The following is a 16476-nucleotide window of genomic DNA, read 5'->3' on the forward strand; positions in this document are numbered from 1 at the left end:
CTCTGTAGCCCCGAAACTGCGGCCGCCAGTGCACTCACTGGTGAGATCACGGACCCACGCACTCTCGAGGAGACGCACGGCATTGCGTATCCAAACTGGATTGAGCCCGAGGAGATCATCGTGGACGAGACGGCGCTCAGTGCGCCCCCCGAGACCCCCGGTGGTGAGCTGGAGAAAGGACCTAACGTGAAGTCCTTACCAGCGTTCAAGCGCGTGCCGGACGCGATTTCGGGCCCAGTGTTGATGAAGGTCGGCGACGACATCTCGACCGACGAAATCATGCCCGCCGGCTCGGAGGTACTCCCGTACCGGTCGAACATTCCGAAGATCAGCGAGTGGGTGTTCGACCAGATCGAACAGGGATTCTACAAACGAGCCACCGAGCAGGGCTCGCCGTGGCTGGTGGTCGGTGGGTCGAACTACGGACAAGGGAGTTCTCGCGAGCACGCGGCGCTCGCACCGTACTATCTGGGGATGCGGGCCGCACTGGCGGTCAGCTATGCGCGCATTCACTGGCAAAACCTCGTGAACTTCGACATCGTGCCGCTCGAGTTCGCCGACCGGAGCGACTACGAGGGGATCGATCAGGGTGACATCCTCGAACTCCCCACCGTTCGCGAGGAGCTACAGAAAGGCCACGAAGTCACTGTACGCAACGCCACGCAGGACACGACGTTCTCGGTTGAGCACAGGTTGAACCCGTGACAGGTAGAGATCGTGCTGCAAGGCGGGCTAATCGAGGACTACAAGAACTAAATCAGAGCAATGGCGACCAGTCTGAGTGTCGTTTCAATTGTAGTCTTCGTTCAGGGCCTGACGATACCGATGCTTCTCGATGGACTCGGCGTCGTCACTCGCTCCGAAGCCGAGGAGGTGTATTCTGCGCGCAGTTCGTCTCGGGCATTCTAGTCTGATGGTCGATGACCTACCGCTCTTGTCATAGCCGCTGTTACGAGATACAGAAGAATGGTCCTCCGTGCTACCCAAGCGTGATTTCGACCAGGGACATCTCGTTCGCAGGAACAACACTTTCGAGGACTGTCTCCACCTCGGACCACGTCTCTGGCCGGTAGCTATCGATTCCGAAGCTCTCGGCGAATCGCTCGAAGTCGGGGTTCGTCAGTTCGGTTCCGAAGTGTTCACCGGTGTGTGCCACCTGGTTCTCCGAGATGAGGCCGTAGTCGTCGTCGTTGAACACGACGATCGTATACCCGAGGTCGAGGCGGGTGGCCGTCTCGATTTCGGCCGCATTCATAAGAAACCCACCGTCGCCGGTCGCGACGACGACGTTCGCATCGGTCGCGAGATCGGCAGCGATTCCGCCAGGGACGGCGATTCCCATACTCGCCAATCCGTTCGAGATGATACACGTGTTGGGTTCGTAGGTGGGGAAACTCTGTGCGATCGCCATCTTGTGACTCCCGACGTCGGAGAGCAGAACGTCTTCGTCAGCCATCGCCTCCCGGAGGAACGGGAGCGTCCGTTTCACCGAAACCGGGTCGTCAGATTCGGGTTTTCGTTGCACGTCCGCGACGATCCGCTCGCGCAGGTCCTGACACCACTCCGGTCCAGACGCGGAATCGAGATGCATCCGTAGCTCTCGGAGGACCGTCGAGATGTCCGCGACGATTTCCACGTCCGGATTGTAGTGTCGGTATACTTCTGCAGGTTCGTGATCGACGTGGATGATGGCCTTATCGAGGTCGGTGTTCCACGAGCGAGGGTCGTGCTCAGCGATGTCGTAGCCGACTGCGAGTACACAGTCGGCCCGGGAGATCGCCGTCGACGCCTCGGACTGCGGTCCAGAACCGAGCGTCATCAGCGAATTCTCGAGACGATCCGAGACCGCCCCCTTTCCCATGTACGTCGCGACGACGGGCATCCCTGCGTGGTCGACCAGTTCGCGCAACCGGTTCGCGGTCGACGTTCGGACGGCACCGTTACCGGCTAGTACCAGCGGGGTGTCTGCGTCCTCGAGGAGTTCGACGGCGCGGTCGAGCGACCGCTCGTCGGGGGCAGCCCGTCGCACACGTGGCCGAGTTGGGAGCGGCTCTGCATCGAGCTCTTGCGCTGCCACGTCCTCGGGGAACTCGAGGTGGGTCGCACCGGGTTTCTCGTACTCGGCGAGCTTGAACGCCTTGCGTACCGACTCCGGGATGATCTCGGCCTCCGTGATCTGGGTGTTCCACTTCACGACCGGCTCGAACATGTGGACGATGTCGAGGGCCTGGTGGCTCTCCTGGTGGAGGCGTTCGAGCCCTCCTTGTCCCGTAATCGCGACGAGCGGGGACTTGTCGAGATGGGCGTCCGCGACGCCCGTGAGAAGATTCGTGGCACCCGGTCCCAGCGTGGAGAGGCAGACACCGGCTTCGCCCGTCAACCGACCGTGAACGTCGGCCATGAACGCCGCACCCTGTTCGTGTCGCACCGGGATGAACTGGATGTCCGAATCCCGGAGTGAGAACAGCAGGGCCTCGAGTTCCTCTCCCGGAAGCCCGAACACGTACTCGACACCCTCTGTTTCGAGGCATCTGACGAGGAGATCGGACGCCTTCATCATTCCACCCAGACGGTCTTTCGATTGACGAACTCCATGATGCCCGCATTCGAGAGTTCGCGGCCGTAGCCGGACTCCTTGACCCCGCCGAACGGGACGCGTGGGTCGGACTTCACCAGCTGATTCACGTACACGTTCCCGGTGTCGATCTGTCGAGCGAGGCGCTCGCCGCGCTCGCGGTCTTCGGTCCAGATGCTCGCACCCAGACCGAACTCGGTGTCGTTCGCTTTCACGATCGCCGCGTCCTCGTCTGGGACCTCATAGACGGCGGCGACGGGCCCGAACGTCTCCTCGGCGTCGACAGGACATCCCTCCGGGATGTCTGTGAGGATTGTCGGGGGATAGTACGCACCCTGCCGATCGAGGGGTTCACCACCCGTGACGACCCGTGCGCCCGCCTCGACGCTCGCCTCGACCTGTCCGTGGAGGTCTTCCAGGAGATCTTGACGGGCCTGGGGGCCGACGTCGGTCTCCTCGTCCATCGGATCGCCAACCGTGAGTGACGAGACCGCTTCGGTGAACTTGTCGAGGAACGCCTGGTACACGTCTGTGTGAACGATGAATCGCTTGGCTGCGATACACGACTGCCCACCGTTCTGGTTGCGCGCCCGGGCACCGATCTCCGCAGCAGCCGAGATATCGGCGTCGTCGAGGACGATGAACGGGTCGCTTCCGCCGAGTTCCAGCACTGTCTTCTTGAGGTACTCGCCCGCTGTCGACGCGACAGCCCTCCCAGCCGGTCCACTTCCGGTCAGTGTCGCGGCCCGAACGCGGTCGTCCGCGAGGATCCTCTCAACGAGATCCGACGGGATCAACAGTGACTGGAAGACCCCCTCGGGGTAGCCAGCCTCGCGAAACACCTCCTCGATTGCCATCGAACAGCCGGGGACGTTGGAGGCGTGTTTCAGCAACCCGACGTTGCCCGCCGTCAGCGAGGGGGCGGCGAACCTGAACACCTGCCAGAACGGGAAGTTCCACGGCATTACTGCGAGGACCGGTCCCAGTGGTTCGTAGACGGTCTCGACCGCCGCTCCCGGTGGACTGGGGTGTCCCTCGGGTTCCAGATACGCGCTCGCGTGTTCCGCGTAGTAATCACAGCCCCACGCGCACTTTTCGACCTCTGCGATAGCTTGCGAAATCGGTTTGCCCATTTCGCGAGTCATCGTTTCGGCGTACTTGCGCTTGTTCTCTCGCAGAACCTCACCGGCAGCCGCAAGCAGTTCTTCGCGTTCCCGAACCGGCCGGAGGCGCCAGTCTTCGAACGCTGCATTCGCCCGGTCGAGCGCTTCTTCGACCTCCGACAGGGTGTGGTCCGCGTACGATTCGACTCGCTCGCCAGTCGACGGGTCGACTACGTCCATGTCCGTGTGAATTAGATGTGCAAGAGGTTAACTCACAGGGGTCCCGTCGGCGGCGCGGCGGAGATCGCACGCTGGCGACGGACTCGGTCGTGAACGCGACCGCCATCTGTTTCGCCGTTTCCAAGTCGCCGGGTCGAGGGTTGCGTGTACCACCGGGAGCAGTTGGGGTGAGGCTACAGAATGAACGTGACGATCGCGAGGATGACGAAGATGATGACGAGCCACTTTGCGATATCCATACTGAGTCCAGCGACACCCCGGGCACCGAGCACCGCTGCGACGACCGCGAGTATCAAGAAGAGGACTGCAAGCTCGAGGAAATTACCCCCGAACTGCAACGGCACCGCTTGCAATGAGGCGGCACTATCCAGCACTCCGTATGAGGCGATCATAGCGCACCTACGTCTTCTGACCATTTCAACCCGCAACGTATTCACCCTCATCTTGTTTTTGAGTAATCGGGTGACTCCATAGGGTGGTAGTGATTCACTCGGTTAATCAAATACATTCTCGTTCGGAAATTCGGGGCTACTATTCTGTCGCCAGCCGTATTGGACTGTACTGTGTCTCGAGACGACTACGAAGCGGAACTGTCAGCCGGTCGGGAGGAGATTGCATCCATACTAAGCGGTGTGGCGGAGGGAATTCGCACAGGAGCAGTTCGGTTAGGCGATAGCCCGGATGCCGTGACTGTCGATACGCCAGACGAACTCACGCTGGAGATCGAACTCGAAACCGAAGACGACGAGATGAGTCTGGAACTGGAGCTGGAGTGGACCGTATCCAGTGAAGCGTCTCCTGTTTCGTCCCTCGACGTTACTCCCGAGAGTGAGGACGAGGAGGTCGCGCTATTGGGAGCCACTGATGGAGCACAATCACTGGCTCGATTCGAAGTCTACCGGGCTCGAGATGAGGAATGGCGCTGGCGACTCCGTCATCGAAACGGGAACATCATTGCGAGCAGTGGCGAGGGGTACACCCGCAAACACAATGCCCTGAAGGGCCTCCGGAGTGTAATAGCGAATTCGGCAGACGCAGAAATAAGTGAAGAGACATGTTAGCGATAGGTAAGATCCTACTTGATCGACTGAATACGAGGTCCGCCGACGGGGTCGCTGACGCCTGGCCACTTGGTCGAACGGTGGTCAGCGAGGATGGCGGGACGCAGGACTAAACCACCACGGAGGGTTCTGACACCGTCTCACCACCGGACCTGTATGAGTGCCGATCGCGAGGGTATCCTTCTCCTCACTAACCCAGATGACGGAATTGAACTTCTCGGGGAGTTCAGTGGCCAGCGGTGCTAACAGGAGGGCAATCAGCGCTGCGGGAACGTCCAGCATCTCCGTCGAGAAGGGGCTCGTCTACACGAAACATAACGGCCGCCGAAAGCGGGTCCTCCCGTCGGATGCTCGCGCCGTCGAGCGGCTCCGTCGTGGAGGGTCTGCCGAACCTATCGCGGGGGTGAACAGTATCGGGTCGACGGGAAAGCGTCCCACTCCCGGCCACCGACGCCATCGAACTCGAACGCCGACAGTAGTCGACGAAGTGATCGCTGTGTCCGGAGCGGGAGTCACCGATGAACCCGCCGTAGCACGAGAAAGGGTGGGGGACCTCACGCGTTCAGGCTGAAGGGCCCGGCCGCTGCGGTCCGCTGTGCGACGGTAGCCAACCGGAGCAAGTACGCTGTCAGGACGAGAAACGGCGCCAGCGAGACGGTGAAGACCGTGGCGACGAAGATCAGGAGCGACGGGAGGCCGAACACCGAGGTTGTCGGGAGGATCTCCGCGTTGATCGCGAGAATCGCCGACGCGTTCACCAGAATCGCCGGCAGGGCGACGACGAGCAGGACCCGGGACAACTGGGACACCTCCTGGCTGTAGTACAACGTTTTGAAGTACTCCTTGCCGGTGGCGAACAGTTGGAACGCCTTGAGGAGGTCGTCAATCCGGTCGTCGAACGTTTCGGAGACTGTGCTCTCGTAGGAGCCACGCAGCGTCCGCGAGCGGTCCATGTACGTGCCGTAGTCCACCTCCAGCCCGAGCCAGAGAATGCCGAACTCCGCGCCGGAGATGTCCTCGCTGTGCCCGCCGAGTCGCTCTACCGTCTCGCTTATCCCGGCGACGTACCGCTGGACCTCCTGAGCGAGTTCCTCGTTGTTCCCTTCGGCAACTTCCTCGAGCGCGGTAGCGCGATCGCGGATGACTGACGCCATCAAGTTGAGGAACGACGCCGGGTTCGACGGACTCTCCCCGGTCTCGGTCAGTTGGCCGACGTCCCGCCGGAACTCCATGACCCCCTGAATGCGGTTCTCCTGGGTTTCGACGGACGTGATGTCGTGAGACAGGACGATCGAGTTGATGGACACCACGATCGAGACGAGCAGGATGATCCCGCTCAGGAGCGTCGCGAGCACCGTCTGGACCGCCGGCGTCTCCGTGAGCAGCCGCTGCATCTCGAAGGTCCAGAGCGTCCCGACCAGCATGAGCGTCGCGAACACGAGCGACACCAGCGCGCTGGTGACGGCGTACCGGTTACCCTCGAGCAGGATCCATCGGATCACGTTGAGCTGACCGCCGTTTTGCGGAACGGGGAACCAGTCACGGGCACCCTTGAGGATATCGGTGACGCTCACGTTCGCTCCACTCCTTCGGTCCGACGCGCCTCACCAACCTGTTCCGTCGTTCCGCTCGGCGGTGCCGCCGTCGACGCTGGTACCGAACCGTCCGTCGGGCAGTACGGGCTCCGTCCGAGAAAGAACGCATCGCTCGCCCGGGCCATCGCGCCCCTTGAGACCAACTGGGAGCGATTGCTGTTCGTCATCGCGCGTGACCCGGCGGACCGACCCGTCACACCGACCAACAGGTTCGCGAGGAACGCAACCGGCGTATCGAGGAGTGTCATGGGCGGCCGAACGCGTCCCCGGAACCTAAGCCCGGGGCTTGCAGTTACAACCGCCCCGTCCCGGCATCAGTTCGTCTGGGGCTCCGCGTCTCGGTCAGGGTAGAGTCGCCCGTCGGAGGACCATCCCGGTCGGGGTGCACCTCACTCGGGTCTGTCCCGACGTCCTCGACGACGGTCGCCTCGGGACGGAGCGGGTCTCCGCCAAGCAGTTCCGGCAGGACGATCCGGGCGGCCTCGGGGACGAGCACGAACAGTATCGGCAAGAGGAGGACGTAGACCACGAACACGACCCCGACGAAGACGAGACTCCCCTAGCCGCCATCGGCACGGATGGCCTGGAAGCCGAGGGAGGCGGCGATGAGGACGTAGACGATCTTGTCGACGACCACCGGAATAAGGCTCGCCAGCCCGGTCAAGAAACCAGCGACGAGCACCATCGGTACCCGGAGGCTCGACGGGGCTACGACGTTCGTCCCCGCGAATATCGCGGTCGCCAGCACGGACATGGCGGCTGTAAACAGCAGGTTGCCGAAGAACACCGACTCCAGGTCCGCGTCGACCGCGACGGCGTACGCATACGCCGTCGAGTCGCGTCCCTCGAGCAACTCGACCAACGTCTCGGAGACGCCGGTGTCGTTGCCCAGCAGGACGTACGCCAGCATCGTGGCGGGCCCGAGCAGTAGGAGCTCGACGGTGACGCCCTAAAGCGCGCAGACGGCGGTCCCGACGTTCGACCAGAACGACCCGCCGGCGTCAAGGATCATGCCGGTTCGACAGTAGCGACACCAACTGTTCGCGCTGGGCCATCGGAAGCGCATTCACGCCGGAGATCCGGGCGACGACCAGTCCGACGAGTCCCCCGCCCCGAGCAGGAGGACGAACACCCACCAGCTGAGTCGACGGCGGGCCGGCATACAGGGCGACGAGCCCGCTCACGCCTCGGTCCACGTCACCACCCCCGAGGCGGGGTCCGTGCTGGCAGGACAGACGACGGTCCCGGTCCGGTGACCGCCCGCAGGGACGTGGGTGAACGCCACCGACCGCTCGGCACCGCCACATCGGACCGCCACCGCCACCGAAGACAGTCCGGTCCCCCGTTGATTGGTGAGCCGAACGGTCTCCCGCAGTCGGTCGTCGTCCGGACCCGGCATCGGTTCCACCGCGTCGACCGGTCGTCCGGCTTGTAGGTGCAAGCCGTCCCGTTAGGGTGCCTCGGCACCTCTCTCCGACGAGCCATGATCAAACGTCTGCTCAAACTCGGATACTATGTGTCGAGCGTTGTCACCACCGTCCGTCTCCTCCGGAAACTGTTCCGGGCGGTCCGCGGTCGGCCCAGCTAAGCGGCGACGGACACCTGCAGTCCAAGCGACTCGGATCTCTTCTCGCGGCGGCCCCCTGCACGGCGTCTGATGGACCACACCTCACCCATGCCGGTGAAGGCCAGTACGCAAAGAGGCCACGACAGTCGACTCCCGCGGGTCGGTCACTTCGTCCGGTCGACGGATCTCTGTGCCGTGCAACTGGTACAGGTACTCGTACTGACTGAACAACGAGCGGGAGACGTAGGTACAGTGCTCGATGACGTCGGCACGGTGTGGCTCGCGACCGGGGAGACCGGAACGGCGTCAACGTGATCGTCTCTGCGCCGATGCCGTCCGAGAGATCGGTGAGTTCCCGTAACCCGGCGACGACGAACGCCATCGAGCCGAACCGCTCCTTCAGATCGCTCGACGCCGCCGTACTGATCGCTGCGGGTATTCCCGAGATACACGAGACGACGAACGGCCGGTCGTCAGCAAAGCCCACGTCGATGCGGCGTCTTCGTCCGTCGTCGAGGAGGTCGAACCCGTGTGTGACTTCGGTCACGCCGAGCGCCGTCGCAAACAGGTTCTCCGTCCCGGTCGGGAGGACGCCGAGGGACACGTCGTCGAGTGCCGCCGCCGCTGTGAGGCCGTCGACGACCTCGGTGACGGTCCCGTCGCCACCTGAGACGGCCACCCGGTCGACGCCGGCAGCGGCGGCCTCCTCGGCGATCGTGACTGCGTGGCCCTCGTGGGTCGTCTCCCGGACCGTGTAGCCGCGCTCGTCGGCCGCTCGCCGAACGTCGCCGACGTGATCGCCGGTCCCGCTCGTGGGATTGAGGACGACCCAGGAGTCACACGCAGTCGAGCAGGGCGGGGCGGAGTCGTCGAACGCTGTGTGTTCGTCGTCGGTCATCGGAGTTCTCGCTCCCCTCCCCCACGCAGGACCCGCGCGGAACACCCGGCCTCCTGTTCAGGAGAGAGTGACCGTACCGTCGGAGCACGTCGGTAAGGGCGTGATGCTTTCAGTGTAACCGTCCCGTGGCAGGAGCGGGCGCGACGACCCGACCAGCACCGCACGCCCGACAGCCCGCAGGGACACCACGTGCCAGCCAAGTGAATCGATGCTAACGGGCGGTGTTTAGTCGCCCGTGTTGTCAGAATATGCACTGTTCTCTGCTGTAGTCGCTGCGTGTGGACGCCGTCACCGAGAGATTACACTGTTATCGACGTGCCTCTCGGCATCGAGAAATCTCAATTACGCTAGAATTGATTCAGTCCAAAGACGTGTACGATGGGCCTTCGACTCCCCGCGAGAGAGATTGTTGGCCGCCAGCGCGAGTAGCCACCTCAAACCCCTGCAAAGCGTCCGAAAATCGACCTGTATGTTCTTGAGTGACTGTATTCAACGGGGGGTATGGCAACCATCGTCAGAGGGACGATCCCCACCGAGCAGTTCGCTCTTCACCACACTCTCGAGCGACTGCCGGAGGTGAAAATCGAGTGCGAGCGAATCGTCTTGAGCGGCGACGAGACGATACTCCCGCTGTTGTGGGCACGGGACACCGAGCTCGAGGAGATTGTCGACGCGCTCGAGGCAGACCCGTCGGTCGAGTCGTTCGAGTGTCTCTCGGAGTTCGAAGACGAGTACCTACTCTCGATGACGTGGATCGACCGGGTCCACCTGCTCGTCCACTTGTTGACGTCTATGGAAGCGACCATCCTCGACGCACACGGGAGCGACGGCAACTGGTATCTCCGGATCCTCTATCCCGACCGGTCGAACTTCTCGGATACCCACCGGTTCGCCGACGAGCGTGGGCTCACCTTCGACGTCCTCTCGGTTCGAGAGATGGAGGGTGAGCCGGCAGGTCGCTACGGCCTCACCGACGCGCAGTACGAGACCCTCATTCTGGCGGTCAAGCGGGGCTACTTCGAAGTGCCCCGGACCGTGACGCTCGCGGAACTCGCCGAGGAGTGTGACGTCTCCCACCAGGCCCTCTCCGAACGAATCCGTCGCGGGACGGGCGCGCTCATCGAGGATACGCTGATGGTCGGCGCGTTCGACGACGACGGGGACTGACGGTGAAGGCGTCGCCGAAAAAATCAGTAGCCCAGAAGTCGACGTCCCGACCTCGTACGTCAGCGGTGACCGAACGCGAAAAATGGCCGTCGAGCCATCGACCGCTCGTTCGTCAGGCGTTCGTCGCCAGTCCGTCGTGACGGAACGGCCGTCCGACGGCCCGCCGTCGGTTAGAACTGGCCGGGCGACTGGATGCCGCTCTGACCCTGGACCTGCTGGCTCTGGAACTGCTGGGTCTGGCCGGTTCCCAGCGAGGTGAGCATCTTCCGGGTCGCGCGCGCGGCCCGCGGAAGCACCTCAGCACACTCCTGACAGTGCCGGTTCGGGTGCTGGGCGCACTCCTGTGCACACGCCTCCGCCGCGTTCACGAACAGTTCGGCTAGCTCTGGGCCGAACGCGGAGTCACGAGAGAGCAGCCGGGCGTTGAGTGTCGCGATGTCAGCGACGTCCCGACAGAGCCGGACGCACTCGGCCATATGTGGCCCTTCGTCGAGACACTGTTCCGAACACCACTCGGTGACGTTCGCGGCCTCGACGAAGTCGTGCAGCACCACGCGCATCTCCTCGGTGATCCCCTCTTCGAGGGTGATGTTCTGGCGAGGCTGCTGCCCCGACTGCATCCCGATGGTGGGCTGCTGCTGGAACTGCTGGCTCTGGCCCTGCATCGGCTGCATCGAGCTTCCGTACTGCTGCTGGCCTATCGAACCCTGTGGGGAAAGCTGCTGTGTCATCTACAGATCCCTCCGGAGGTGGATCTCGTCGTCAGTGACCCGGTCGATCTTCTCGGGGTGGAGACGATAGTCGTCGTCGTCTGTATCGCCCCAGCCGAGCCTCGACATCACCTTGTCGGTGATTCCGGGGTCTGGGTCGACGTACGCGACGCCGTTACGAATGCCGGAGACGACGCCGATCTCGTTCCCGTCCGCGTTGATAATCTTCTTGCCCTTCATCGAATCGTCGACATGTATGTCTGAACTCATGTTTGTCGTGTGTTTGTTGTTGATGTGTCCCGCGTCGCTACTGGTTCTGTGAGGAGACGAACTGGCCCGTCTCAGGGTCGCGCTCACGCTGGAGCTGCTGCTGGCCCTGCTGGCCCTGCTGGCCCTGCTGGCCGTACTGCCCCTGCTGGTGGCTCTGCTGGGGTTGCTGGCCCTGCTGGCCGTACTGCCCCTGCTGACCGAATTGGTCCTGCTGGCCCTGCTGTCGGGGCTGGTTCCAGAGGTCCTGGGAACTCTGCCCCTGCTGACCGTACTGCTGCTGGGGCTGCTGACCGTACTGCTGCTGGCCCTGACTCTGCTGGGGCTGCTGGCTGTACTGCCCCTGCTGGTGGCTCTGCTCGCCCTGCTGTCGGGGCTGGTTCCAGAGGTCCTGAGAGCCCTGACTCTGCTGGGGCTGCTGGCCATACTGGCTCTGCTGGGGCTGCTGGCCGTACTGCTGTTGGCCCTGCTGCCCCTGCTGGTGACTCTGCTGGCCCTGCTGTCGGGGCTGATTCCAGAGGTCCTGGGAGCTCTGCCCCTGCTGGCCGTACTGCTCCTGCTGGCTCTGCTGGGGCTGCTGGCCGTACTGCCCCTGCTGATGACTCTGCTGGGGCTGTTGACCGTACTGCTGGCCCTGCTGGCCGAACTGCTCCTGCTGGCCCTGCTGGGGCTGCTGTCGGGGCTGGTTCCAGAGGTCCTGGGAGCTCTGTCCCTGCTGGTGACTCTGCTGGCCCTGCTGACCGAACTGCCCCTGCTGGCCCTGCTGGGGCTGTTGGTGCTGCCCCTGCTGATGACTCTGCTGGGGCTGTTGACCGTACTGCTGGCCCTGCTGGGGCTGCTGGCCGTACTGCTGGCCCTGCTGACCGAACTGCCCCTGCTGGTGACTCTGCTGGGACTGTTGGTGCTGGCCCTGCTGGCCGTACTGTCCGTGCTGTTCCTGACTGCGTTGCGATCCGTGTCGACGGGAGCTGTATCGTCTCATATGTTCTGTTACCGGGCGTGCATCCAGCGGGCTCGTGCCCGCCTGTGTCGCCCGGGAAGCGACGTACAGGAGAGCCGAGTATTGTAATACTCCACCTATGAATTGCAACCGTCAGTAAGCGCAAGTTTGTCCGAATTCATCGATTCAGCGAGCACTCTCGAGTAGGAAAATTCGACCCTAGTGAGATATAGGGATGGTAAGACGGGAGTCGTTCGAACCGAAGATACCGCTCGATAGTCACCCCGAAGATGGCGGCCACCGACGGGACCGCAGTCCGAACTGGAGAGACACGCCGATTCTACGATTACCGAGAGGAAAGACTGGCCTGTGAGCGTGAAACCGCGACGGGGTCTCAGAGGCGTGGGGACTGGGTCTTGATGACGGACGCCGCGTTCTCGAGCTCTCCACACAGCAACACGAGTAAGTCGTCGAGGGTGACGATTCCCGAGAGCTGTCCCTCCTCGTCGAGGAGCGGCAGTCGTCTGACCCGCTCGCGCTCCATTCGTCGAAGGGTGTCGAAGACGTCCATCCCGGTCGTTCCCGTGACCAGGCCGCGCGTCACGAGGTCGTCGGCGGTACGGCCAACGATGTTCGGCTCGGTCACGAGCGAGAGCGCGATAGACCGGTCCGTGACGATGCCGATGGGCCAGTCGTCGTCGACGATGACGACGCTGCCGACGTCCTTCTGCTCCATCGCGGCGACGAGCGTCGCGACGGGCGTGTCTCGTTCGGCCGTCACGACGTCGGTCTGAACGAGGTCTTCGACCGTCGACGGCTGCAAGCGTGGACCGGTCGGCGGCGGCTGTGCTGGCTGCGCCGGCTGCATCGGGTCGGCGGTCGGCGGCGACGTCGGGGGCTGGTGCCACTGCTGAGGCGGCGGACGCTGTGGGGGTTGCGGTGTGGACGGTGGAGTGGGCTGACCCTGAGGGGGTTGAAATGAGGGCTGTTGTGAGGTCTGTGGGGGCTGTGAGGGTTGACCCTGCAGTGGTCGTGACGGCTGATGCGGTGGCGGTTGCTGGTGCGGCGGTGGCGTCTGTGGCTGGTAGCTCGGGTCCGGCTGGTTGCTGGGATGCTGTCCCGGCGGCTGGGAGGTTGGTTGAGACGGGCCGGCTGGCCTCACGGGGCGCCGCTGATTTCGTCGGTCGTCGTTAGGGTTCATTGTGAATCGCCGATCCGATACCCGACGTACTCGGTCGACCGTCCAGTGTTTGTGAAGCCCTCAGATAAACCCCGATGCTCGTCCACGCGAACGTGCAGCGAACCGAGTGACTACGAGTCGATGTATGCCTGGCGTTCCTGTCCATCCGTCAGCGTGTACGACCCGAAAATCGACGTAAGCCGAGCCATCTCTTCGGCCCGATTTCGAATGGAGATTATACTTTTGCATCCCGTAGCTGTCGACCCTACGGGGCCGGAACGACCGACAGTCGCGACCGGCCTGTCGATAATGAGTAACACACAACAGACGAACGACGGTCCGTTCGAACAGCAACTACGTACGATGGAGCGAAGCCAGCGTATGCTGACGAAATCGATGATGCTCCCGTTCCAGCAGGCGGCCGAAGTGCAGTGGAACATGGGTGAATTGTTCCTGCGCGGGCTCGAACTCAACGAGACCCTCCAACAGACGAACGCCGACGTGACCCGGTCCGCGTTCCAGAACTACATCGACTCCTTCGAGAACGCCGCCACGGACGTGACCCACCAGCTGGAACGCGACCTCCGTGAGACTCAGGGCCGCCAGGCAGCCGCGACACAGCAGTTCGAGACGGGAATGCCCGGCGGGCAGCCGCCGGCCGCACAACAGCCACAACAGCTGCAGCAGCCACCGCAGCAGGTGCCACAGCAGCCGCAGCAGCAGATGCAGCAGCCACCACAGCAGATGCAGCAGCCGCAGCAGCAGGTGCCACAGCAGCCGCCGCAACCGCCACAACAGCAGCCGGCTCCGACCGAGCAGTACCCGCAGATGGCGCCTCCGGAACAACCGCCCCAGCAGTTTACGGAACAGCAGCCACCGGACCAGGTTCCACAGCAGTTCATAGAACAGCAGCAAGCGCCTCCCGCCTACGAGGAGCCGCCTCGTCAGTGACGAGCGGACAGCACCTCGTTACGACCGCCACTTTTTTCGACCCCGACGTCGCCCCCAAGCGGAGTGAAACCACCACACTGAACGGCGGCGAGTACCGTGCTATCGCGCCACGTAGCTTTCGCTGGCCGGGAGGAACGTTATCTCTTCAACTGCCCACTCTGCGTAGAATGAGTACATCGACCTCAGCGACCCAACGGGGGAACGGTGAGCTCCGGTCGCGGTCTGAGAGCGCGAGTCAGTCACCCGATAACTGTGGCTTCGCGCTCGATATCGACTTCGACAGTGTGGCCCCGCGTACCGACCTTCAGAACGCCCCATGTACACGGCGCGTCTGGGAGAACCACGACCGCTGTGTCTGGCACGCGCGGGTGGACGGAAAGACCACCGAGACGTTCGCCGGTGAGGCCGAGACGGTCGCGGATGAGACACAACTGCCAGCCGAGGGCCTCGACGGTGCGTACCTCAAAGCGGCGTCGCTGGTCGGCGTCGAGTGGCTCGCCGGGCAGTCGCTCGTCGGGGCGAACCTCGAGGACGCCAATGTGATGGGTGCCGACCTCACGGACACCAACCTCCTGCTCGCCGATATGACGAACGCCACCGGCATCAACGCCGACTTCAGCCGTGCGAATATGGAGGGCGCCGACCTCACGAGAGCCGATCTTCGGTTGGCAACGCTCGACGACGCCAGGCTCTACGGGACCGTCCTGACGGACGTCAACCTGGGCGGGGATATCCTCCTCGGACAGAAATCCGTCTACGAACGGCTCCACATCTCCCCGGGAATCGCGGAGATCGCACCGCTAGAGGCCGCTGCGTGGGTGTACCGGCAGTTCCAGCAGCTCTACAGCGACAACGGCCTGCCAGAGGCCGTCCGAGAGAGTTACGTCAACGAGAAGGACGCCCGTCGGCGGCTCGCCTGGGAGCGCCGAGACATCCCGAACGTCCTCCGATTCGAGGTCTCACGGTGGGTGATGCGGTACGGAGAGAGCCCCTATCGCGTGGTGTTGACTGCGTTGGTGGTCATCCTCGTAGCCGCCGTCCTGTTCCCACTCACAGGTGGTATCCACGAGATTCAGAACGGACAGGGTATCACCTATCGGCTCGTGAACCCGGAGGACGCCTCCTCGTGGTGGATCGCCCACGTTCTCTTCAAGAGCCTCTACTTCAGCGTCGTGACGTTCGCGACGCTCGGGTACGGTGACATCCAACCGATCGGGACGTGGGCGCGGCTACTCGCCGGCGTCGAAGCGCTCTTGGGGGCGCTCCTCTCGGCACTGTTCGTGTTCGTGCTCGCGAGGCGGGTCACGTGGTGACGTCTCGCTCGTCGGTCGAGCACGCCGACACCGCCCCAGAACCCGACGCCCAGCAGCGGCCGGGCACAGCGGATTCTCCCCCGTCCGCGTCGGCGCGCGACGACGACCCGAGCTTCTCGACGCTCACGGCCGCGTTCTATCGCGGGGAGATCGAGCGGGCCGCCGTCTGGCGCGGCCGGCTGGATCAGACGACGAACTGGGCCGTGGTGTTCGTGGCGGCGATCCTGACGTGGGCCTTCACCAGTGCCGACCACCCCCACTACGTCGTCCTCATCGGCATTTTCGGCGTCACCGCGTTCCTCGTGATGGAAGCCACCCGCTATCGCGAGTACGACATCTGGCGACGCCGCGTTCGAGTCCTCCAGCAGGACCTGTTCGCCGAGCTGTACGACTCAGAGCAAGCAGCGACGCGAGCCGCTGCCCACGGCGACGCGAGCCACTGGCGGCGACAGATTGCCGCCAGCCTCCGAGAACCCTCGTTCGACGTGTCGTTCCAGCAGGCACTCACCCACCGACTGCGTCGCGTGTATCTCGCGCTCCTGTACATCCTGCTGGCGGCGTGGCTCGCCCGCATCGCCCTGCTCCAACCGCGGATACCCTGGCGTGAGACCGCCAGCATCCTCGGCGTCTCGGGCGAGGTCGTCGGCCTCGTCGTCGGTGGTTTCTACGCGGCAGTGACCCTGCTCACGATGTGGTCGGCGACGGGCGAACGCGTCCGGGAGTTCGACGACTGACCGAATCGGCCGGGGCAAACGGACGGGTGCTTTCATCACAGAACCAAGCAGCCGTCGACGTTCGGACAGCAGTCACGAGCCGAATTCCTCTCTCCGAGCACGCCGTCTCCTTCGTCCTACTCGACCGTACGCGAGCGTCGCCGACGGCGGGTGACGTGAACTCCGCCCCGGACGC

The 16476-nt window shown here is 63.6% G+C and carries 18 protein-coding genes; 6 read left to right on the forward strand and 12 right to left on the reverse strand.

Features of this window, described 5'->3' with window-relative positions:
- Nucleotides 1-279: 279 nt before the first annotated feature.
- Nucleotides 280-705 (forward strand): hypothetical protein, encoded by a 426-nt coding sequence (locus tag NL126_RS17390; protein ID WP_255198862.1) that lies wholly within the window; start codon nt 280-282, stop codon nt 703-705.
- 274 nt (nt 706-979) lie between these two features.
- Here NL126_RS17390 and NL126_RS17395 read toward each other — a convergent pair whose 3' ends face one another.
- The 3 genes from NL126_RS17395 to NL126_RS17405 all read right to left on the reverse strand — a co-directional run bounded on the left by NL126_RS17395 (nt 980) and on the right by NL126_RS17405 (nt 4310).
- Nucleotides 980-2560 carry an acetolactate synthase large subunit gene (locus NL126_RS17395; RefSeq protein ID WP_350355462.1) on the reverse strand — a complete coding sequence of 527 codons (1581 nt, stop codon included), beginning with the start codon at nt 2558-2560 and terminating at the stop codon, nt 980-982.
- Nucleotides 2557-3918, reverse strand: a complete 1362-nt coding sequence (locus NL126_RS17400) for an NAD-dependent succinate-semialdehyde dehydrogenase (RefSeq protein WP_255196149.1) — start codon at nt 3916-3918, stop codon at nt 2557-2559. The genes NL126_RS17395 and NL126_RS17400 overlap by 4 nt, the downstream gene beginning before the upstream one ends.
- Before the next feature lie 173 nt (nt 3919-4091).
- On the reverse strand, nt 4092-4310 hold the full coding sequence (locus NL126_RS17405) for a DUF1328 domain-containing protein (RefSeq protein WP_255196150.1): 219 nt from the start codon (nt 4308-4310) through the stop codon (nt 4092-4094).
- A 171-nt stretch (nt 4311-4481) separates the two neighbouring features.
- On the opposite strand from NL126_RS17405, the gene NL126_RS17410 reads away from it, so the two are divergent.
- On the forward strand, nt 4482-4979 hold the full coding sequence (locus NL126_RS17410; protein WP_255196151.1) for an amphi-Trp domain-containing protein: 498 nt from the start codon (nt 4482-4484) through the stop codon (nt 4977-4979).
- Between the two features lie 554 nt (nt 4980-5533).
- On the opposite strand, the gene NL126_RS17415 is transcribed toward NL126_RS17410, so the two are convergent.
- From NL126_RS17415 to NL126_RS17435, 5 genes are all read right to left on the reverse strand, one after another.
- Entirely contained in the window at nt 5534-6553 is a 1020-nt protein-coding gene (locus NL126_RS17415; protein WP_255196152.1) for a DUF7972 family membrane protein, read from the reverse strand.
- Between the two features lie 313 nt (nt 6554-6866).
- A complete protein-coding gene (locus tag NL126_RS17420; protein WP_255196153.1) occupies nt 6867-7103 on the reverse strand; it encodes a hypothetical protein in 237 nt (78 codons plus the stop codon).
- A gap of 30 nt (nt 7104-7133) precedes the next feature.
- A complete protein-coding gene (locus NL126_RS17425; protein WP_255196154.1) occupies nt 7134-7484 on the reverse strand; it encodes a hypothetical protein in 351 nt (116 codons plus the stop codon).
- A 270-nt stretch (nt 7485-7754) separates the two neighbouring features.
- Nucleotides 7755-7973: a hypothetical protein gene (locus NL126_RS17430; RefSeq protein ID WP_255196155.1), complete on the reverse strand. Its 219-nt coding sequence runs from the start codon at nt 7971-7973 to the stop codon at nt 7755-7757.
- A gap of 130 nt (nt 7974-8103) precedes the next feature.
- Complete coding sequence (locus NL126_RS17435; protein ID WP_255196156.1) at nt 8104-9039, reverse strand: diacylglycerol/lipid kinase family protein; 936 nt, start codon at nt 9037-9039, stop codon at nt 8104-8106.
- A gap of 501 nt (nt 9040-9540) precedes the next feature.
- Between NL126_RS17435 and NL126_RS17440 the strand changes: the two genes are divergently transcribed.
- Nucleotides 9541-10206, forward strand: coding sequence for a helix-turn-helix domain-containing protein (locus NL126_RS17440; protein ID WP_255196157.1), 666 nt, complete (start codon nt 9541-9543; stop codon nt 10204-10206).
- Nucleotides 10207-10376: 170 nt separating this feature from the next.
- Here the strand turns inward: NL126_RS17440 and NL126_RS17445 are convergent, their stop codons facing one another.
- The 4 genes from NL126_RS17445 to NL126_RS17460 form a co-directional block, all read right to left on the reverse strand.
- On the reverse strand, nt 10377-10937 hold the full coding sequence (locus NL126_RS17445) for a four-helix bundle copper-binding protein (protein WP_255196158.1): 561 nt from the start codon (nt 10935-10937) through the stop codon (nt 10377-10379).
- Entirely contained in the window at nt 10938-11156 is a 219-nt protein-coding gene (locus NL126_RS17450; RefSeq protein ID WP_255196159.1) for a DUF8593 domain-containing protein, read from the reverse strand.
- 67 nt (nt 11157-11223) lie between these two features.
- Nucleotides 11224-12165, reverse strand: coding sequence for a hypothetical protein (locus NL126_RS17455; protein ID WP_255196160.1), 942 nt, complete (start codon nt 12163-12165; stop codon nt 11224-11226).
- A 352-nt stretch (nt 12166-12517) separates the two neighbouring features.
- Nucleotides 12518-12991 (reverse strand): CBS domain-containing protein, encoded by a 474-nt coding sequence (locus tag NL126_RS17460; protein ID WP_255196161.1) that lies wholly within the window; start codon nt 12989-12991, stop codon nt 12518-12520.
- A 693-nt stretch (nt 12992-13684) separates the two neighbouring features.
- Here NL126_RS17460 and NL126_RS17465 point away from each other — a divergent pair.
- The 3 genes from NL126_RS17465 to NL126_RS17475 all read left to right on the forward strand — a co-directional run bounded on the left by NL126_RS17465 (nt 13685) and on the right by NL126_RS17475 (nt 16301).
- Complete coding sequence (locus NL126_RS17465; protein WP_255196162.1) at nt 13685-14254, forward strand: hypothetical protein; 570 nt, start codon at nt 13685-13687, stop codon at nt 14252-14254.
- A 167-nt stretch (nt 14255-14421) separates the two neighbouring features.
- Nucleotides 14422-15567, forward strand: a complete 1146-nt coding sequence (locus NL126_RS17470) for a pentapeptide repeat-containing protein (protein ID WP_255196163.1) — start codon at nt 14422-14424, stop codon at nt 15565-15567.
- Entirely contained in the window at nt 15561-16301 is a 741-nt protein-coding gene (locus NL126_RS17475; RefSeq protein WP_255196164.1) for a DUF2270 domain-containing protein, read from the forward strand. The genes NL126_RS17470 and NL126_RS17475 overlap by 7 nt, the downstream gene beginning before the upstream one ends.
- Nucleotides 16302-16476 lie beyond the last annotated feature (175 nt).

This window comes from Halorarius litoreus (assembly GCF_024362405.1).
In the GTDB taxonomy this organism is placed as follows: Archaea; Halobacteriota; Halobacteria; order Halobacteriales; family Haloarculaceae; genus Halorarius; species Halorarius litoreus.